Source organism: Amycolatopsis sp. CA-230715, assembly GCF_018736145.1.
Classification (GTDB): domain Bacteria; phylum Actinomycetota; class Actinomycetes; order Mycobacteriales; family Pseudonocardiaceae; genus Amycolatopsis.
Map to the genome: position 1 here is coordinate 8,298,378 of NZ_CP059997.1, position 19,501 is coordinate 8,317,878.

At 70.4% G+C, this 19,501-nt stretch carries 18 protein-coding genes; 14 read left to right on the forward strand and 4 right to left on the reverse strand.

Annotated features, from left to right (window positions below; genetic code table 11):
• Positions 1 to 140 precede the first annotated feature (140 nt).
• The 14 genes from pyrR (at position 141) to HUW46_RS39170 (ending at position 16,079) form a co-directional block, all read left to right on the forward strand.
• On the forward strand, positions 141 to 746 hold the full coding sequence (gene pyrR / locus HUW46_RS39105) for a bifunctional pyr operon transcriptional regulator/uracil phosphoribosyltransferase PyrR (RefSeq protein ID WP_215543721.1): 606 nt from the start codon (positions 141 to 143) through the stop codon (positions 744 to 746).
• Positions 743 to 1,675 carry an aspartate carbamoyltransferase catalytic subunit gene (locus tag HUW46_RS39110; RefSeq protein ID WP_215543722.1) on the forward strand — a complete coding sequence of 311 codons (933 nt, stop codon included), beginning with the start codon at positions 743 to 745 and terminating at the stop codon, positions 1,673 to 1,675. The genes pyrR and HUW46_RS39110 overlap by 4 nt, the downstream gene beginning before the upstream one ends.
• Positions 1,672 to 2,964 (forward strand): dihydroorotase, encoded by a 1,293-nt coding sequence (locus HUW46_RS39115; protein WP_215543723.1) that lies wholly within the window; start codon positions 1,672 to 1,674, stop codon positions 2,962 to 2,964. The genes HUW46_RS39110 and HUW46_RS39115 overlap by 4 nt, the downstream gene beginning before the upstream one ends.
• A complete protein-coding gene (locus HUW46_RS39120) occupies positions 2,964 to 3,512 on the forward strand; it encodes a PH-like domain-containing protein (protein WP_215543724.1) in 549 nt (182 codons plus the stop codon). The genes HUW46_RS39115 and HUW46_RS39120 overlap by 1 nt, the downstream gene beginning before the upstream one ends.
• A 3-nt stretch (positions 3,513 to 3,515) precedes the next feature.
• Positions 3,516 to 4,640, forward strand: coding sequence for a glutamine-hydrolyzing carbamoyl-phosphate synthase small subunit (carA, locus tag HUW46_RS39125; RefSeq protein ID WP_215543725.1), 1,125 nt, complete (start codon positions 3,516 to 3,518; stop codon positions 4,638 to 4,640).
• The gene (gene carB, locus HUW46_RS39130) at positions 4,640 to 7,957 is read left to right on the forward strand and encodes a carbamoyl-phosphate synthase large subunit (RefSeq protein WP_215543726.1); all 3,318 of its coding nucleotides are present in this window, start codon (positions 4,640 to 4,642) and stop codon (positions 7,955 to 7,957) included. The genes carA and carB overlap by 1 nt, the downstream gene beginning before the upstream one ends.
• Positions 7,954 to 8,778 carry an orotidine-5'-phosphate decarboxylase gene (pyrF, locus tag HUW46_RS39135; RefSeq protein ID WP_215543727.1) on the forward strand — a complete coding sequence of 275 codons (825 nt, stop codon included), beginning with the start codon at positions 7,954 to 7,956 and terminating at the stop codon, positions 8,776 to 8,778. Before carB ends, pyrF begins: the two co-directional genes overlap by 4 nt.
• A gap of 139 nt (positions 8,779 to 8,917) precedes the next feature.
• Positions 8,918 to 9,235, forward strand: a complete 318-nt coding sequence (mihF, locus tag HUW46_RS39140) for an integration host factor, actinobacterial type (RefSeq protein ID WP_215543728.1) — start codon at positions 8,918 to 8,920, stop codon at positions 9,233 to 9,235.
• Positions 9,232 to 9,867, forward strand: coding sequence for a guanylate kinase (gene gmk / locus HUW46_RS39145; protein WP_215543729.1), 636 nt, complete (start codon positions 9,232 to 9,234; stop codon positions 9,865 to 9,867). Before mihF ends, gmk begins: the two co-directional genes overlap by 4 nt.
• Positions 9,868 to 9,892: 25 nt before the next feature.
• Positions 9,893 to 10,162, forward strand: coding sequence for a DNA-directed RNA polymerase subunit omega (gene rpoZ, locus HUW46_RS39150; RefSeq protein WP_215543730.1), 270 nt, complete (start codon positions 9,893 to 9,895; stop codon positions 10,160 to 10,162).
• A complete protein-coding gene (gene coaBC, locus HUW46_RS39155) occupies positions 10,155 to 11,375 on the forward strand; it encodes a bifunctional phosphopantothenoylcysteine decarboxylase/phosphopantothenate--cysteine ligase CoaBC (RefSeq protein ID WP_215543731.1) in 1,221 nt (406 codons plus the stop codon). Before rpoZ ends, coaBC begins: the two co-directional genes overlap by 8 nt.
• Positions 11,376 to 11,475: 100 nt before the next feature.
• Positions 11,476 to 12,678 (forward strand): methionine adenosyltransferase, encoded by a 1,203-nt coding sequence (gene metK / locus HUW46_RS39160; protein ID WP_215543732.1) that lies wholly within the window; start codon positions 11,476 to 11,478, stop codon positions 12,676 to 12,678.
• Between the two features lie 44 nt (positions 12,679 to 12,722).
• Entirely contained in the window at positions 12,723 to 14,816 is a 2,094-nt protein-coding gene (locus tag HUW46_RS39165) for a primosomal protein N' (RefSeq protein ID WP_215543733.1), read from the forward strand.
• Between the two features lie 576 nt (positions 14,817 to 15,392).
• Entirely contained in the window at positions 15,393 to 16,079 is a 687-nt protein-coding gene (locus HUW46_RS39170; RefSeq protein ID WP_215543734.1) for a phosphatase PAP2 family protein, read from the forward strand.
• On the opposite strand, the gene HUW46_RS39175 is transcribed toward HUW46_RS39170, so the two are convergent.
• The 4 genes from HUW46_RS39175 to HUW46_RS39190 form a co-directional block, all read right to left on the reverse strand.
• Positions 16,021 to 16,944: a hypothetical protein gene (locus HUW46_RS39175; RefSeq protein WP_215543735.1), complete on the reverse strand. Its 924-nt coding sequence runs from the start codon at positions 16,942 to 16,944 to the stop codon at positions 16,021 to 16,023. The genes HUW46_RS39170 and HUW46_RS39175 overlap by 59 nt on opposite strands.
• A gap of 2 nt (positions 16,945 to 16,946) precedes the next feature.
• A complete protein-coding gene (locus HUW46_RS39180) occupies positions 16,947 to 17,339 on the reverse strand; it encodes a type VII secretion target (protein WP_215543736.1) in 393 nt (130 codons plus the stop codon).
• Positions 17,332 to 17,940 carry a YbaB/EbfC family nucleoid-associated protein gene (locus tag HUW46_RS39185; RefSeq protein WP_215543737.1) on the reverse strand — a complete coding sequence of 203 codons (609 nt, stop codon included), beginning with the start codon at positions 17,938 to 17,940 and terminating at the stop codon, positions 17,332 to 17,334. Before HUW46_RS39185 ends, HUW46_RS39180 begins: the two co-directional genes overlap by 8 nt.
• Positions 17,941 to 18,118: 178 nt before the next feature.
• Positions 18,119 to 19,435: a pyroglutamyl-peptidase I gene (locus tag HUW46_RS39190; protein ID WP_254125379.1), complete on the reverse strand. Its 1,317-nt coding sequence runs from the start codon at positions 19,433 to 19,435 to the stop codon at positions 18,119 to 18,121.
• Between the last annotated feature and the right edge of the window lie 66 nt (positions 19,436 to 19,501).

Consider the following 19,501-nt stretch of genomic DNA (forward strand, 5'->3'; position numbering starts at 1 on the left):
CCAGGTGAGTTCCGCGACGGCCACACCACCCGGAAGGCTGAGCAGGTCCGCCTGCTAGTGTCGGGGCGATTTCCTCAGGCAAGCAGGAGATCGACGTCCTTTAAGGACCCGTCCAGAGAGGCGGGGAAGGAGGTCTTGCCGTGGCGCCACGCCCTCGTGGCGCGGCGGACCCGGCCGGTGAGCGGGAGCTGCTCACCGCTGGCGACGTCGCGCGCACCATCGCCCGAATGGCCCATCAGGTCATCGAAAAGACCGCAGTGGGTGCCGGGCCCGCACCGCCACCCGTGTTGCTCGGTATTCCGACCAGGGGAACGCCGCTCGCACGCAGGCTGGCCGCGCGGATCGCCGAGTTCTCCGGTCACGACACGCCGACCGGCGCGCTCGACGTGACCCTCTTCCGCGACGATCTCCGTCGCAGACCCACCCGGCCGCTGGAACCGACCAGCCTGCCCGACGGTGGTCTGGACGACCGGGTCGTGATCCTCGTCGACGACGTCCTGTTCTCCGGGCGCACCATCCGCGCCGCGCTCGACGCGTTGCGCGAGCACGGCAGGCCGAAGGCCGTGCAGCTGGCCGTGCTGGTCGACAGGGGACATCGCGAACTCCCCATCCGCGCCGACTACGTCGGCAAGAACGTGCCCACGTCCCGTGCCGAGGGCGTCGCGGTCCTGCTGTCCGAAGTGGATGGCCGCGACGCGGTGCTGCTGCGCGGTCCGGGCGAAGGCCAGGGAGGAGGGGAGCGATGAAGCACCTGCTGGCCACCGACGGCCTCGACGCGGACACCGCGCTCGCCGTGCTGGACACCGCCGACGAGCTCAAGCGGACGCTGATCGGCCGCGAGGTCCGCAAGCTGCCGACGCTGCGCGGCCGCACCGTGATCACGCTGTTCTACGAGAACTCCACGAGGACCAGGGTCTCGTTCGAGATCGCGGGCAAGTGGATGAGCGCCGACGTCATCAACGTCTCGGCGTCGAGTTCGTCGGTCAACAAGGGCGAGTCCCTTCGCGACACCGCGCTGACGCTGGCCGCGGCGGGCGCGGACTGCGTGATCGTGCGCCACCCCGCTTCGGGCGCGGCGCAGCGGCTCGCGGGCTGGCTCGCCGAACCCGGCACCAAGATCGTCAACGCCGGTGACGGGATGCACGAACACCCGACGCAGGCCCTGCTGGACGCGGCGACCCTGCGGGAGCGGCTCGGGTCGCTGAAGGACCGTCGCATCGCGATCGTCGGCGACGTGCTGCACAGCAGGGTCGCGCGTTCCAACATCCACCTGCTGACCACGCTCGGCGCCGAGGTCGTGCTCGTCGCCCCGCCGACACTGCTGCCGTCCGGAGTGGACAGCCTGCCGGTGACGGTGTCGCACGACCTCGACGCCGAACTGCCCGCGGTTGACGCAGTGATGATGCTGCGCGTGCAGGCCGAACGGATGCACGGCGGGTTCTTCCCGTCGGCGCGCGAATACTCGATCGCTTACGGGCTCTCCGAAAAGCGGCTGAAGACGCTGCCAGAGCACGCGGTCGTGCTGCACCCCGGCCCGATGCTGCGCGGGATGGAGATCGCCTCCGCGGTCGCGGACGCGCCCGCTTCGGCGATCACCGAACAGGTCCGCAACGGGGTGCACGTCCGGATGGCCGTGCTGTACCACCTGCTCGCCGGCGAAGGAGACGAGTCGTGAACGCCGTACTGATCAAGGGTGCCCGTCCCTACGGCGAGGGCGAGCCGGTCGACGTGCTGGTCACCGACGGCGTGATCGCCGCGATCGGGGACGGCCTTACCGCGCCGGACGGCGCCGAGGTCGTCGAAGCGGGCGGGCAGGTGCTGCTGCCCGGTTTCGTCGATCTCCACACGCACCTGCGCGAACCCGGCAGGGAAGACACCGAGACCATCGAGACCGGGTCGGCCGCCGCCGCGCTCGGCGGGTTCACCGCGGTGTTCGCGATGGCCAACACCGATCCGGTCGCCGACAACGCGGTGATCGTCGAACACGTCTGGCGGCGCGGCAGGGAAGCCGGTCTCGCGGACGTGCACCCGGTGGGCGCGGTCACCGTCGGGCTCAAGGGCGAGAAGCTCGCAGAGCTGGGCACGATGGCCGCGTCCGAGGCCGGGGTGCGCGTGTTCTCCGACGACGGCCACTGCGTCGCGGATCCGCTGATCATGCGCCGCGCGCTGGAGTACTCGACCGCGCTCGGCGCCGTGATCGCGCAGCACGCCGAAGAGCCGAGGCTGACCGTCGGCGCGCAGGCACACGAAGGCGAGCGCGCGTCGCGCCTCGGCTACAGCGGCTGGCCCGCCTCGGCCGAGGAGTCCATTGTGGCCCGTGACTGCATCCTCGCGAAGCACGCGAACGCGAGGCTGCACGTGTGCCACGTTTCGACGGCGGGCACCGCGGACGTGCTCCGCTGGGCCAAGGCGCGCGACACGCAGGTCTCCGCCGAGGTGACCCCGCACCACCTGCTGCTCACCGACGAACGGCTCGCCACCTACGACCCGGTGAACAAGGTCAACCCGCCGCTGCGCGCGGAGTCCGATGTGGAGCGTCTGCGGGCGGCGCTCGCGGACGGCACGATCGATTGCGTCGCCACCGACCACGCGCCGCACGCGGTGCAGGACAAGGACTGCGAGTGGGCCGCGGCGAGGCCGGGCATGCTCGGGCTGCAGACCGCGCTGTCCATTGTGGTGCACACCATGGTCCGCACCGGACTGCTCGACTGGCGCGGGGTGGCGAGGGTGCTGAGCGAGCGGCCGGCCGAGATCGGCGGCCTGCCCGACCACGGCAGGCCGATCGAGGTCGGCGAACCCGCGAACCTGACGCTCGTCGACCCCGATGCCGAGTGGACGGTGCGCGGCCAGGAGCTGGCGAGCGTGGCCGCGAACACCCCGTACGAGGGCATGCGGCTGCCCGGCGTGGTGAACGCCACGCTGCTGCGCGGGCGGATCACCTGCCGAGAAGGGAAGATCTCCTGATGGAGAGAGTGCTGCTCACCCTCGCGATCGTCGCGTTCTTCCTGTTGTGCGTGTTCGGCATGTGGCTCGGCTGGCGCCGCAAGGCGCGCTCCCAGAGCGTGCAGGTGCCGCCGTTCCCGACGACGCCGCCGACACCGGAGGAGACCGGCGAGCGGCTGCTGGCGCCCGCCGAGGGGCTCTACGTCAGCACGACCCGCGCCGGGCACTGGCAGGACCGGATCGTCACCAGGGGAGCGGGCCTGCGGACCTCGGCCACCTGGCGGCTCTACGAACGCGGGGTCGAGGTCGAACGCGTCGGCGCGCCGGGGTTCTGGATCCCCGCCGAGTCCCTTGTGGACATCCGGCTGGACAGCCGGATCGCGGGCAAGGTGATGGCGACCGACAGCCTGCTGGTGTTCACCTGGCAGCTCGGCGACGTCCAGCTGGACACCGGCTTCCGCGGTGACGAACTGAGTGTCTATCCACAGTGGATCGAATCGGTCCGGCGCGTGGCGAAGTTAGCCGAACACGGCCGGTCCGGTTCCGGCGAGGTCAAGGGAGGAGCCTGAGAGATGACGGGAAATCGTGAGCCCGCGGCGCTGGTGCTCGAGGACGGCCGCATCTTTCGCGGCGTTCCCTACGGCGCGCGCGGCAGGACGCTCGGCGAGGCGGTGTTCTGCACCGGCATGACCGGGTACCAGGAGACGCTGACCGATCCGTCCTACCACCGCCAGATCGTGGTGCAGACCGCGCCGCAGATCGGCAACACCGGCTGGAACGACGAGGACGACGAGTCGGCGCGGATCTGGGTCAGCGGGTACGTGGTGCGCGATCCCGCGCGCACGCCGTCGAACTGGCGCTCGCGCCGTTCGCTCGACTCCGAGCTGACCGCGCAGGACATCGTCGGCATCGCCGAGATCGACACCCGCACCCTGACCAGGCACCTGCGCGAGCACGGCGCCATGCGGGCGGGGGTGTTCTCCGGCGACGCGCTGCGCGACGACGACGAGATGGTCGCCGAAGTGCTGGCGAGCCCGTCGATGAAGGGCGCGCGCCTGGCAGGCGAGGTCACCACCAAGGCGCCCTACGTGGTGCCCGCGCCGGGGGAGCGGCGGTTCCGGGTGGCCGCGCTCGACCTCGGGATCAAGTCCAACACCCCGCGCCTGATGAACCAGCGCGGGATCGAGGTGCACGTCCTGCCGCTGACGAGCACGGTCGACGAGCTGCTCGCTGTCGAACCGGACGGGGTGTTCCTCTCGAACGGCCCCGGCGACCCGGCGACCGAGGACCACGCCACCGAGCTGACGAAGGCGGTGCTGGAGCGGCGGATCCCGACGTTCGGCATCTGCTTCGGCAACCAGATCCTCGGCCGCGCGCTGGGACTGGGCACCTACAAGATGCGCTACGGGCACCGCGGCATCAACATCCCGGTGATCGACCTGGCCACCGGCGCGGTGGCGATCACCGCGCAGAACCACGGCTTCGCCCTCGAAGGCGAGCCGGGCCAGCGGTTCGACTCGCCCTTCGGCAGCGCGCAGATCAGCCACTACTGCCCGAACGACGACACCGTCGAAGGCGTCCGCTGCTCGGACGTCCCCGCGTTCTCGGTGCAGTACCACCCCGAGGCCGCCGCGGGCCCGCACGACGCGGCGCCCCTGTTCGACGAGTTCGTGAGCCTGATGGAGAAGGCGAAGTAATGCCAAAGAGGACAGACATCGAGCACGTGCTCGTGATCGGTTCCGGGCCGATCGTGATCGGCCAGGCCGCCGAGTTCGACTACTCGGGCACGCAGGCGTGCCGGGTGCTGCGCGAGGAGGGCCTGCGCGTCAGCCTGGTCAACTCGAACCCCGCGACGATCATGACCGACCCCGAGTTCGCCGACGCCACCTACATCGAGCCGGTGACCGCCGAGTTCGTCGAGAAGGTGATCGCGGCCGAGCGCCCCGACGCGGTGCTGGCCACCCTCGGCGGGCAGACCGCGCTGAACTGCGCGGTCGCCCTGCACGAGCGCGGGGTGCTGGCGAAGTACGGCGTCGAGCTGATCGGCGCCGACATCGACGCGATCCAGCGCGGCGAGGACCGGCAGAAGTTCAAGGACATCGTGCGCCAGATCGGGGCCGAGGTCCCGCGCAGCGCGGTGTGCAACACGATGGACGAGGTCCGCGCCACGGTCGCCGAACTCGGCCTGCCGGTGGTCATCCGCCCCTCGTTCACCATGGGCGGGCTCGGTTCCGGCATGGCGCACACCTCCGAAGAGCTGGAGCGGCTCGCGTCGCTCGGGCTCGAGGAGAGCCCGGTGACCGAGGTGCTCATCGAGGAGAGCGTGCTCGGCTGGAAGGAGTACGAGCTCGAGCTGATGCGCGACAAGCACGACAACGTCGTGGTCATCTGCTCGATCGAGAACATCGACGCGATGGGCGTGCACACCGGCGACTCGGTCACGGTCGCGCCCGCGATGACGCTGACCGACCGCGAATACCAGCACATGCGCGACGTCGGCATCGACGTGCTCCGCGCGGTGGGCGTGGAAACCGGCGGCTGCAACATCCAGTTCGCGATCAACCCGCGCGACGGCCGCATGGTCGTCATCGAGATGAACCCGCGCGTTTCGCGGTCGAGCGCGCTGGCGTCGAAGGCGACCGGGTTCCCGATCGCCAAGATCGCCGCGAAGCTCGCCGTCGGCTACACCCTCGACGAGATCCGCAACGACATCACCGGCGAGACGCCCGCGTCGTTCGAGCCGACGCTGGACTACGTCGTGGTGAAGGTGCCGCGGTTCGCCTTCGAGAAGTTCCCCGGCGCGGACCCGACGCTCACCACGACGATGAAGAGCGTCGGCGAGGCGATGGCACTCGGCCGCAGCTTCCCCGAAGCGCTCGGCAAGGCGATGCGGTCGATCGACACCAAGGCGACCGGTTTCTGGACCGCGCCCGATCCGGACGGCGCCACGCTGGAGTCCACTTTGGACTCCCTGCGAACCGCGCACGACGGCAGGCTCTACGCGGTCGAGCGCGCGCTGCGGCTCGGCGCAAGCGTCGAGCAGGTGCACGAGGCCAGCGGCATCGACCCGTGGTTCATCGACCAGATCGCGCTCATCGGCGAGGTCGGCGCCGAGGTCCGCGAAGCACCGGTGCTCGACGGGTCCCTGCTGCGCCGCGCCAAGCGCACCGGCCTTTCCGACCGGCAGATCGCCGCGCTGCGCCCGGAACTGGCCGGGGAGAACGGGGTCCGCGCACTGCGGCACCGGCTCGGCGTGCGGCCGGTGTTCAAGACCGTCGACACCTGCGCGGCCGAGTTCGCCGCGAAGACGCCGTACCACTACTCGGCCTACGAAGCCGATCCCGCCGCCGAGTCGGAAGTGGCGCCGCAGCGGGAAAAGCAGAAGGTGCTGATCCTCGGGTCGGGTCCGAACCGGATCGGGCAGGGCATCGAGTTCGACTACTCGTGCGTGCACGCGGCGATCGCCTTGCGCGAAGCCGGGTTCGAGGCCGTGATGGTCAACTGCAACCCCGAAACCGTGTCCACGGACTACGACACCTCCGACCGGCTCTACTTCGAGCCACTGTCCTTTGAGGACGTTCTCGAGGTCGTGCACGCGGAGGAGGAGTCCGGCACCGTCGCGGGCGTCATCGTGCAGCTGGGCGGTCAGACCCCGCTGAGCCTCGCGCAGAAGCTCGCCGACGCGGGCGTGCCGGTCGTCGGCACCTCGCCCGAAGCGATCCACCTTGCCGAGGAACGGGGCGCGTTCGGCGAGGTGCTGCGCGCCGCCGGGCTGCCCGCGCCGCGCTACGGAACCGCGACCTCGTTCGACGGCGCCAAGCGGATCGCCGACGAGATCGGCTACCCGGTGCTCGTGCGCCCGTCGTACGTCCTCGGCGGGCGGGGCATGGAAATCGTCTACGACGAGGCTTCGCTCGAGGGGTACATCGAGCGGGCGACCGAGGTTTCGCCGGAGCACCCGGTGCTGGTGGACCGGTTCCTCGACGACGCCATCGAAATCGACGTCGACGCGCTCTTCGACGGCGAGGAACTGTTCCTCGGCGGGGTCATGGAGCACATCGAGGAGGCCGGGATCCACTCCGGCGACTCTTCGTGCGCGCTGCCGCCGATCACGCTCGGCCGCACCGATCTCGACACGGTGCGGCGGTCGACCGAGGCGATCGCCCGCGGCGTCGGCGTCCGCGGGCTGCTCAACGTCCAGTACGCGCTCAAGGACGACGTGCTCTACGTCCTGGAAGCGAACCCCAGGGCCAGCCGGACCGTCCCGTTCGTCTCGAAGGCCACCGCGGTCCCGCTCGCCAAGGCGGCCGCGCTCATCATGACCGGCTCGTCGATCAAGGACCTGCGCGGCAGCGGCGTGCTCCCCGTCGACGGCGACGGCGGGCTGATGCCGGCCGATTCGCCGGTGGCGGTCAAGGAGGCGGTCCTGCCGTTCCACCGGTTCCGCACGCCGGAGGGCCACGGGGTGGACTCGCTGCTCGGGCCGGAGATGAAGTCGACCGGCGAGGTGATGGGCGTCGACGTGTCCTTCGGCAAGGCGTTCGCGAAGTCGCAGACCGGCGCGTACGGGTCGCTGCCGACCTCGGGCCGCGTGTTCGTCTCGGTCGCCAACCGCGACAAGCGCTCACTGGTCTTCCCGGTGAAGCGGCTCGCCGATCTCGGGTTCGAAATCCTCGCCACCTCGGGCACCGCCGAGGTGCTGCGCCGCAACGGGGTGTCCGCGACCGTGGTCCGCAAGCACTACGAATCGGTCGAATCCGACACCGAGAAGAACATCGTCGAGCTGGTGCTCGCCGGCGGCGTGGACATGGTGATCAACACCCCCTACGGCAACAGCGGGCCCCGCGTCGACGGCTACGAGATCAGGACGGCGGCGGTCGCGCGGGACATCCCGTGCATCACCACCGTCCAGGGCGCCTCGGCTGCCGTGCACGGCATCGAGGCGCTGATCAGGGGCGATATCGGGGTCAGGTCGCTGCAGGAGCTCCAGGCCGCGCTGCGGGCGCAGTCGTGACGGCGGGGTTCGGCGCCAGGCTCACCGAGGCGGTGCTGGCGCGCGGCCCCCTGTGCGCCGGGATCGACCCGCATCCCGGCCTGCTCGACGCCTGGGGCCTGCCGGTGGACGTGGGCGGGCTGGAAAAGTTCGCGCTCACCGCGGTCGACGTGCTCGCCGAGCGGGTGGCCGTGGTGAAGCCCCAGTCGGCGTTCTTCGAAGCGTTCGGGGCGCCCGGAATCGCCGTGCTGACGCGCGTGCAGGAGCACGCGCGCGAGGCGGGCGCGCTCGTTCTGCTCGACGTGAAACGGGGCGATATCGGGTCGACGATGGACGCTTACGCGGCCGCTTATGTCGCCGAAGGAGCACCGCTCGCCGCGGACGCCGTCACCGTTTCGCCGTACCTCGGATCGGGCTCGCTCGCGCGCACGGTGGAGATCGCGCGCGCGGCGGGACGCGGTGTGATCATGCTCGCACGAACATCGAATCCGGAAAGCGCGGCGGTGCAGAACGCGGTGCTGCGCAACGGAAAAACCGTCGCACAGTCCATTGTGGATGATGCGGCGCGGTGGAACGACGGGGTTACCCCGCTCGGGGACGTCGGCGTGGTGGTCGGTGCGACCGTGCCCGAAGGGGAACTCGACCTCGGCGAGCTCAACGGACCCGTGCTGGCGCCCGGTTTCGGGGCCCAGGGAGCCACTGTCGCCGACCTTCGTCGGGTTTTCGGCAAGGACCTCCCCGGTGTGCTCCCGGCGTCCTCACGGGACATCCTGAGGCACGGGCCGGATCCGGTCGCGCTGCGTGAAGCCGTGGTGCGCGTACAGGAATCACTCACGGGATAGGGGTTCGCGCGGATGCGGAATCGGGCCAATATCAGGCCCTGTCCTGGCAACCTAGCGGCCACCCCCGCATTGTGGGCGGTGGTCAGGGGTGGGTACCGTCGCGTCACCCACCCGGAATTTGAGTACTACGGAGGAAAACGTGGCACTTCCCCAGCTGACCGACGAGCAGCGTAAGGCAGCGCTGGAGAAGGCCGCTGCCGCTCGTCGTGCCCGTGCCGAGCTCAAGGAGCGCCTGAAGCGAGGCGGTACCACCCTGACCGACGTGCTGAAGCAGGCCGACGAGGACGAGGTTCTCGGCAAGATGAAGGTTTCGGCTCTGCTCGAGGCACTCCCCGGCGTCGGCAAGGTGCGGGCACAGCAGACCATGGAGCGTCTCGAGATCGCCCCCAGCCGCCGTCTGCGCGGGCTCGGCGACCGTCAGCGCAAGGCTCTGCTTTCGGAGTTCAGCGCCGAGTGACCGAGAACGGACAGGGCGGCGCGGCAGCGGCCGGCTCAGGTCCAGCCGGTGAGCCGGTGCTGGGACAACGTGCCCAGCACCGGCTCACCGTCGTTTCGGGGCCTTCCGGTGTCGGCAAGTCCAGCGTCGTCGCGCAGCTGCGGCTGCTCGACCCGGACATCTACTTCAGCGTCTCGGTGACCACGCGCAAGCCGAGGCCGGGCGAGGTGGACGGACAGCACTACCACTTCATCGACCGCGCGACCTTCGACGAGATGGCCGCCGACGGACGGCTGCTCGAACACGCCGAGTTCGCGGGCAACTGCTACGGCACCCCGCGCGAACCCGTGGAGCGGGCGCTGGCGGCGGGCAAACCCGCGATCCTCGAGATCGAACTCCAGGGCGCGCGGCAGGTCCGCGTGGCGATGCCGGAGGCAAGGCTCGTCATGCTGATGCCCCCCTCGTGGGAGGAACTGGTCGGCAGGCTCACCGGCAGGGGCACCGAGGAGAAGGCCGCCGTCAAGACCAGGCTCGCCGAAGCGGAGCGCGAACTGGCCGCCGCGGGGGAGTTCGACGCGCGCGTGGTGAACGCCGACGTCAAGGACGCGGCGGCCGAGTTGCTAAGATTGATTACTGACGATTCACACGCTTGATCGAGAACCACCGGGAGCGACACGAGTGACCACGACGCTGGGTGCCCTAGAAGAGCTCGAGGGCATCACCAATCCGCCCATCGACGACCTGCTCGAGAAGGTCAGCTCCAAGTACGCGCTGGCGATCTACGCCGCGAAGCGCGCCCGCCAGATCAACGACTACTACGCCCAGCTCGGCGAGGGCCTGCTCGAGTACGTCGGCCCGCTCGTGGAGCCGGGCCCGCGCGAGAAGCCGCTGTCGATCGCGCTGCGCGAGATCCACGCCGGTCTGCTCGAGCACACCGAGGGTGAGTAAACCCCGAGTCGTACTCGGCGTAGGCGGCGGTATCGCCGCCTACAAGGCGTGTGAGGTGCTGCGCGGGCTGACCGAATCCGGTCACGACGTCCGCGTGGTCCCCACCGAGGCCGCGCTGCGGTTCGTCGGCGCGGCCACCTTCGAGGCCCTGTCCGGGCATCCCGTGCACACCGGGGTGTTCACCGAGGTGCCCGAGGTGCAGCACGTCCGCGTCGGCAAGGAAGCCGATCTGGTGCTCGTCGTGCCCGCCACCGCGAACCTCATCGCGAAGGCGGCGCACGGCATCGCGGACGACCTGCTGACGAACACCCTGCTCACCGCGCGGTGCCCGGTCGCGTTCTTCCCCGCGATGCACACCGAGATGTGGGAGCACCCGGCGACCAGGGACAACGTCGCCGCGCTCCGCCGCCGCGGCACCGTCGTCACCGAGCCGGCCGCTGGCAGGCTCACCGGGGTCGACACCGGCAAGGGCAGGCTCGCCGACCCCCGCGAGATCGTCGACATCGCGAGGTTGCTGCTGGCCGAGCCCGCCGCGCTGCCCCGCGACCTGGACGGCCTCAAGGTCGTCGTCTCCGCGGGCGGCACCAGGGAGCCCCTCGACCCGGTCCGCTACCTCGGCAACCGTTCGTCCGGCAAGCAGGGCTACGCGCTGGCCAGGGTCGCCGCCCAGCGCGGCGCCGACGTCACGCTCGTGGCCGCGCACACCGTGGCGCTGCCCGAGCCCGCGGGCGCCCGGGTGGAGCACGTGTCGACGGCCGAAGAGCTGCGCGTCGCCGTGCACGCCGCGGCCGAGGGCGCCGACGTGGTGGTGATGGCCGCCGCGGTCGCCGACTTCCGGCCGTCCGCCAGGGCCGAGCACAAGATCAAGAAGTCCGACGACCAGCCCGATCCCACGATCGCGCTGGACCGCAACGCGGACATCCTCGCCGAACTGGTCGCCGCGCGCCCCGAGGGCCAGGCCGTGGTCGGGTTCGCCGCCGAGACCGGGGACGAGCACGGCAGCGTGCTCGACCACGCGCGCGCCAAGCTCAAGCGCAAGGGCTGCGATCTGCTGGTCGTCAACGCCGTCGGCGACGGCAAGGCGTTCGAGGTCGAGGACAACGGGGGCTGGTTGCTCGCGGCGGACGGCACCGAACGGCCTATCCCACTGGGCTCCAAGGCGCAACTGGCCGCCGCAGTGTGGGATGCGGTTGTGTCGTTAGTCAAGCGTTGACCACCGCTCGGGCGAAGTCAGTAGGCTGAAGCAGGCGAAAGCTCCGAGTTCTGAGCGCTTTGGGTATGTGTTGTCGAGTTGAGGGGATGTGACGAGCGTCGTGACGGCGTCCAACCGCAGGCTGTTCACTTCGGAATCGGTGACCGAGGGCCATCCGGACAAGATCTGCGATGCGATCAGCGACTCCATCCTCGACGCGTTGCTGTCGAAGGACCCGCGCAGCAGGGTCGCCGTCGAAACGCTCATCACGACCGGCCAGGTGCACGTCGCGGGTGAGGTGACCACCGAGGCCTACGCGGACATCCCGACCATCGTGCGCGACGTGATCCTCCGCATCGGCTACGACTCGTCCGCCAAGGGCTTCGACGGCAACTCGTGCGGCGTGAACGTCGCGATCGGGTCGCAGTCGCCGGACATCGCGCAGGGCGTGGACACCGCGCACGAGTCAAGGGTCGAGGGCGCGCTCGACGACATCGACCGCCAGGGCGCCGGCGACCAGGGCCTCATGTTCGGCTACGCCTGCTCGGACACCCCCGAGCTGATGCCGCTGCCGATCGCGCTTTCGCACCGGCTTTCCCGCAGGCTGACCGGGGTCCGCAACGAGGGCGTGCTGCCCTACCTGCGTCCCGACGGCAAGACCCAGGTGACCATCGAGTATGCGGGCGAGCAGGCCGTCAAGCTCGACACCGTGGTCGTCTCGACCCAGCACGCCGACGGCATAGACCTGGACAAGATGCTCGGCGTCGACGTCCGCGAGCACGTGGTGCTGCCCGAGCTGGCCGAGCTGGAGCTGGACACCGCCGACGTGCGGCTGCTGGTCAACCCGACCGGCCGGTTCGTCATCGGCGGCCCGATGGGCGACGCGGGGCTGACCGGTCGCAAGATCATCGTCGACACCTACGGCGGCATGGCCCGCCACGGCGGCGGCGCGTTCTCCGGCAAGGACCCGTCGAAGGTGGACCGTTCCGCGGCGTACGCGATGCGCTGGGTGGCCAAGAACGTCGTCGCGGCGGGCCTCGCCTCCCGCGTCGAGGTGCAGGTCGCCTACGCGATCGGCAAGGCTTCGCCGGTCGGCCTGTTCGTGGAGACCTTCGGCACCGAGACGGTCGATCCGACGAAGATCCAGAGCGCCATCTCCGAGGTGTTCGACCTGCGCCCGGCGGCGATCATCCGCGATCTCGACCTGCTGCGCCCGATCTACTCGCCGACGGCGGCCTACGGCCACTTCGGCCGCCCGGACCTCGACCTGCCGTGGGAGAACACCCAGCGCGCCGAAGCGCTGCGGTCGCTCGCGGGTGCCTGAGCGCGCCGGGAGGGTTGTCCGGCCCGTCTGGTAGAGATCACGGGGTGAGCCGCCAGGAGACGACACCCCTCTGGGACCTCCCGGAACCGCCGCGCGCCAAGAAGAAGATCGATCCGGCGCGCAAGGCGGCGAAGGAGGCGCGCGACGCCAAGGGCCAGCAGCGACCCGCGGCGAGCGCGCCGGTCGCCAGGGTCGTGGTGGACGTGCCGCTGGCACATCTGGACCGCACGTTCGACTACCACGTGCCGGAGAAGTTCGACGAGGCCGCGGTACCGGGTTGCCGGGTGCGCGTGCGGTTCGCCGGGCAGCTCGTCGACGGCTTCCTGCTGGAGCGCGGGGACACCACCGAGCACAAGGGCAAGCTCGCGTTCCTCGACCGCGTCACCTCGAGCGAGCCGGTGCTCGGGCCCGCGCTCGCGAGGACGGCCCGCGCGGTCGCCGAACGGTACGGCGGCTCGTTGATCGACGTGCTGCGGCTGGCGATCCCGCCGCGCCACGGCAAGGCGGAAGGCGAGCCGCCGCGCGAGGTCGCCGAGGCACCGCGAGCGCCGGAGACCACCGGATGGAACCGGTACCAGCGCGGGGAGAACTTCGTCGAAGCGCTCGGCGCCGGGCGTCCCGCGAACGCGGTGTGGCAGGCACTTCCCGGCGAGGACTGGCCGTCGCGGCTGGCCGAGGTCGCCGCGGTGGTCGCCTCTTTCGGCCGCGGTGTCGTGCTCGTGGTGCCGGATCAGCGCGATCTCAAGCGGCTGCACGCGGCGTGCGCGGCGGCGCTGGGCGCGGACGCCTTCGTGGCGTTGTCCGCCGAAGTGGGGCCTGCCGAGCGGTACCGGCGCTGGCTCGCGGTGTCGCGCGGCGCGGTGCGGGTCGTGATCGGCACCAGGGCGGCCATGTTCGCGCCGGTCGCCGACCCCGGCCTGTTCGTGGTCTGGGACGACGGCGACGACCTGCACGTCGACCCGCACATGCCGTATCCGCAGGTGCGGGACGTGCTCATGCTGCGCGCGCACGCGACGCAGTCCTCGCTGCTCGTCGCCGGGTTCAACCGCACCGCCGAAGCACAGCTGCTGGTCGAGTCCGGCTGGGCGCACGAGGTGCGCGCTTCCCGCGAGCAGCTGCGGGCCAGCGCGCCGCGGGTGACCCCGGTCGGCGAGGACTTCGACGTAGCGCGCGACGAAGCGGCCAAGGCGGCCCGCCTGCCCTCCGTCGCGTTCGAAGCCGCGAGGCAGGCGCTCGGCGCCGGTGCGCCCGTGCTCGTGCAGGTGCCGAGGCGCGGGTACGTGCCCGCCCTCGCCTGCGGGCACTGCCGCACCCCGGCGCACTGCCGTCGCTGCGCGGGCCCGCTCCTGCTCCCCGGCGGCGCGAACGAAGGCGTCGCGAGGCCCCCGATCTGCCGCTGGTGCGGGGTGCCGGACGCGCACTTCCGCTGCGCCGCGTGCGGATCGCCCCGGCTGCGCGCGGTCGTCGTCGGGTCGAAGCGGACCGCGGAGGAACTGGGCAGGGCGTTCCCCGGCGTCGCGGTGCGCACTTCGGGCGCCAAGGAAGTGCTCGCGACCGTACCGGGCAAACCGGCGCTGGTGGTGTGCACGCCCGGTGCGGAACCGGTCGCCGACGGCGGGTACGGCGCGGCGTTGCTGCTCGACGGCTGGGCGCTGCTCGGCAGGCCCGATCTCCGTGCCGCGGAGGAGACCCTGCGCCGGTGGATGGCGGCCGCCGCGCTCGTGCGCCCCGGTGCCGAAGGCGGCCGGGTGGTCGTCGGCGCGGACGCCTCGCTCGCGCCCGTGCAGGCGCTCATGCGCTGGGATCCGGCCTGGCACGCGGGGAACGAGCTCGCGGAACGCCGTGAGCTCGGGTTCCCGCCCGCGGTGCGGATGGCCAGCGTCGAGGGGAGCCCGGACGCGGTGGCGAACCTGCTCGCCGAGCTGGCCCTGCCAGCGACGGGGGAGGTGCTGGGCCCGGTCCCGGTGGGCGAGGTCGACGACGAAGGCAACGCGGAGCGCGAGCGCGCGCTGATCCGCGTGCCCCGCGGTGACGGGCGGGCGCTGGCCGCCGCGCTCGCGGCCGCGCAGGCGGGACGGGCGGCGCGCAAGGAAGCCGACCCCGCGCGCGTCCAACTGGATCCGCTGGAACTGATCTGACGCTCGCCTTGGTCAATTGCTCCGAGTCAAGCGGATGCGGCGATCTCTTGCGTTTTGCGCGGGGAAATCGTTGTCTGTCGTCGGACCACGACAAAAACAGCACGGTTCAACCGCCGGTCGGGTGATGTGCGCGAGACTGAGTGCTGATGAGTGGCGGACCTGTCCTGTCGCGCTAATTTCGAGACAAGATCGTGGCCCAGTACTTTTGTAGGGTTGACCCATCCCGGTCGGTCCATCGAGTATGCCCTTGCTGGCCGTGTTCGTATTGTCACATAGCAGGCCCGGTGGCAGTTCGACGCTGGCCAAGACCTTTTCGCCGAAAGGGGGAGTGGGCTGACGGTCCGTCGGGGAACCGTTGCCTCGTTCCTGCTCGCATCGATGAAAATCGTTGTGGCACAAGGAACTTGAGGCGACTCCCGTCGAGTCCCGACCGAGCCGCGGTGGCGGCCGGTGAATGGTGTGAAGAACTGAAATCCGGTCACAACTACGTTTTACGGGAGAGTTGTGCTTTACTCGCGACGAACTGTTGAATCCGCCGCTACGGTTGACAACATTCGTTCGCTGAGACACTCGCTCGTGCTGTGCGTCGCGATCTTCTTCGCCAGTTATCTGGGTTTCGTGCTCACCGGGGCGGGCCAGCGCTGGGATCGCGACGTGTTCCGGCGGCTGAGCACCGAGACCTCCACGGTGGTCCAGGACTTCTCGTCCTGGCTGCTGGCGCGCATCGGGTGCGTGCCGTTGTTGCTGGGTACCACGCTCGGTGTGCTGGCAATCGGTTTCCTCCGGCGGATTCCGCGGACCGGCGTGCTGGCGGCCGCGGTCATTCCGTGCTCGATCGGCGCCTCCCGACTGCTCAAGGTGGTCGTGCTCGACCGTCCGGAGCTGGGCCCGGAGCCCGAACTGGCGCACAACACCTTTCCGAGCGGCCACGTCACCGCCGCCACCGCGACCGGGCTGGCCCTGCTGATGGTGGCACCTCGCACCGCCTCGCCCTGGCTCTTCGCGGTCGACGTCGTGCTCGCGGTGCTTGCCGGGCTGGCGGTGGTGATCGCGGGCTGGCACCGCCCGAGCGACGCCATCGGCGCCGCCGCACTCGCCGGGGCGGTCTACTGCTCCCTCGCCCTGGTGGTGCGGGCGGGGCGCCGGGTCACCACCAGGGCGAAGCACAGACGGCCGCGCGGCCGACGTAGCCGGGCGAGCGCCGCTAGCTCGGCGCCGCTGCCGCGGTGCCGCCCTGCTGCGCGAACTGGATCAGGTTCTTGATCGCGGTGGCGATCTGCCGGATGGCGAGAAGGACCTTCGCGACGATCGACAGTGCTTTCGTCATGCCCTTGCCGACGCTGGTCAGCGCCTGGGCCACGATGGTTTCGGCCTTGACGACGTAGACGATGCCGTCCTTCGCCATGAAGACCAGATCCACCGGCGGCGGGCCTTCGCCGATCGAGTCGATCGCCAGCTTGATCAGCGTGGCGACCAGCCCGGAAATGACATCGCGCACCAGATTGTGCATCGCCTGGACCATCTGGCTCACGATGGCGAGCAGATTCGCCCACACCTCGCAGAGCAGGCCGAGGCTGTTGAGGCCGATGGCGAGCGCCCGCGCGCGCTTCCGGTAGGCGTCGGCCGCTTTTCCCTGCCAGTACTCCTGGGTCTTCTGGGCGGCGGTGCCGTAGTTGTTCGCGGCCTCGCCGAGCGCCTTGCCCATGTTCGTCCAGGTTTTGGAGACACCTTTGACCGTGGCCGAGTTGCCGACCAGTTCGTCGAGGACGAGCCGGAGCGGCTTGACGTGGTCCAGGATCCACGCGATCAGCGGCTGGGCGAGAAAGCCCACCGCGCCCCCGAGCGACGTGGTGGCGTCCACCGCGCTTTCGACGAAGCTCGCGGTTTCGAGCGCGGCGCTCAACGAGTCGAAAACGTAGCTGAACGTGTCGTCCTGCTGGATGTCGTGTACGAGGTTCTCGACGGAGCCGTCGATCGGGATCCCCGACAACCAGTGCTGGTTCGTGTCGTCCGCGCCGGGGCCCGGCATGATCGGCCCGTACCCGTCGCGCGAGTTCCAGGTGAACGGGCTGTACCCCTGCCAGTTCGTCGTGGCGTCCTTGTCGACGAGCGGGTTGCCTTCCGGCATGGTCAGACCTCCTGCCCCTCGGTTCGCGGGGGCGCGGCGGGTGCTCCTCCGCCCACGTGCATTTCCGGTGTGTTCTCGACCTGCTGCCCCAGTTTCCGCAGCGAGTCCGCGGCGTCCTGATCGTTGTTCTCGTACTTCTTGGCCGCGGTGCCGATCGCGGTGGCCGTGTTCTGCAGCGCCTGCGCGGCGTCGGAGGCGAACGAGATGAACGCCTCCGCGATCGGCCTCGTCGCCTGCGGGAACATCTGGAACATCAGGCCGTAGGCGTTGTCCCAGCCGCCGGGCGTCACCTGGTGCCCGGCGTCGGCGACCTGCTTCCCGGTGGCGGCGGCCTGCTCGGCGTCGTGCTGGTGCGCACCGAGTCGTTCGGGATCGACGTGGTAGCCCTCAGCCATGATTCGGCCCCCGTTTGCCGTCGGGGCCCAGCAGGAAACCGGTCTGCCCGAAGTCCTCTTCGTACTCTTCATCCTTTTCACGCTGGCGCTTCGGCACTTTTCGCGGCGCGGGAGGCGGTGCCGGTGCGGATTCCGGTTCGGAGAGCTGACCGACCTGCATTTCGTGCACCGGTGCGGGGACCGCATCGCTTTCCGGTTCCGGAAAGCGGTTCTCGTACCCCTGCGCGATCTTGGCCGCGAACGGGTTGTCCCCGGCCTGCTGCGCGAATTCGCGGGCGAGCGTCGCCTGCGCCCGCTGCAGGCAGCCCATCAGTTCGGCCGCGAGCTGGTGCGGGGTCCGGCTCCCGATCTTGTCGGTGAACGCGATGTCCTTCGGCACGCCATTGGAATCCACGACGACCGTGACCGCGTTGTCCTTGCTGCTCGCCCTGCCGGAAACGCGGGCGAGTGCCGCACTGGCGGCGGAGGCCTCTCTGCCCTCCTGCTGCGTGCGTTCGATGGCGCGCAACAGATCCTGCTGAACGGCGGCAAGCCGTTCCTGTCCGGGCTGTTTTGGGTCGGCACTTTTTGGGTCGGATTGTGCCGGGACGCCGTCGGTCATGTCCTTTTCCTCCGCATAATCCTTTTCGTCGTGCGGCGAGCCTCCGAATGGAGGGTACGACGCAGACGAGCCGTGCGAAGGAAAACGGCATTATTCGATCCGTGCCGTGGGTACCGCCCGGTGCCGACGAATTGTTTTCGTTTCGATTATGTCCACAAGTGACAGTGGTGCCGCGTCGTCAGCCGCGGTCGCCGAGCGCCCCCGCGGCGGCGGTTTCCAGTGCGACGGTCTGGTTGGCGATGGTCTTGCGCCGCGCTTCGAAATCGGCGTCGGTGAGGGCATCCGGCGCCGTGGGCTGGCCGAGCACCGGGGTGTGCAGGTGTCCGCCGCGCACCGAGGTCGCGCCGAGCCCGAGCCGCACCCGGTTGCTGCGGTACATCGACTCGTTCGACAAATAGTCCCCGCCGCCGCCCTGCGCCGCGATCTCACCGGGACGCGGCGCGTCCGTTCGGCACACCGGGGTGCCGGTACCGGGTTTCGTGCTGTCCGGCCAGACGCAGAACTGCTGGTTGAACTTGACCGGGTAGCCCGTGGTCCCCGCGTCGATCATGCGCTGGTACGGCAACGTGGTCTCGATGAACGAGTCCGGCGGCTGGGGCCACCCCGCCGCGGGCGGCACCGGGCCGGGGCTCGTGACGCGGTTGTTGTCCGGCGCCTTGCCCCGCCAGCCACCGGCCCAGCGCTCGATGTCGAACTGACCGGGGCGGCCCTGGCTGATCGTCGTGATCAGCTCCGGCTTGGCACCGGCCCTGCGCAGCGCGGTGCCGTAGGCGTCCTCGACGATGCCCTGGTCGAAGTAGCCCCACACGACCGGGAACGACACCGCCTGCACCTGGACCGGTCCGGCCGGGGTGGCCAGCACGCGGCCGTCGAGCTGCAGCGCCGACGCGCCGGCCGGGTTCGAGATCCGGACGCCCGCGCCATCGAGCTGGAACGGGTCGAAACCGCTGACCAGGATCCGGTGCGCGCCGCCGTGGCCGAACCGGTCCGATTCGAGGCCGCGCGCGCCGTGGTCGAACGAGGTGAGCAGGGCGGTCCGCGCCGACGGCGGGAGCGCGAACGACGGCGTCCACTGCCGGAGTGCCTTGCTCATCGCGAGCCGGGACCAGTAGAGGGGGCGGTCGTCGTAGCGGTCGAGCGTGCCCATGCCGGGCCGCCTGCCCTGCGCCCGGTCGACGGCGGTGCGCCACAGGTCGTCGCCGGCCGATTTCACGAGCAGCCTGGCGCCGCCGGAGGTCCTGGTGCGGCACAGCTTCCCGGTGAACTCGTCGACGAGCCGGTCGAACCCGGCGAGCCGGATCAGCTCGGGGCCGACCGCGGGCCCGCCGGCGGGCAGCGTCGCGGTGAGGCGCTGCTCCTCGACGGTCAGCGGGACGGACTGGTCGAAGCAGGACGCGGGAGGCGCCGCTTCGGCGGCGGCCGGGACCGCCACCGCGACCGGAACCGCCGCGAGCACCGGCGCGACCACCCTCAGCACCGCACGCGAAATTCCCACGAACACCCTCCCAACCCGTACGGGCACGCTCAGTCGCCGTCCGGGTGCCCGGACGGCGTTCGAAGA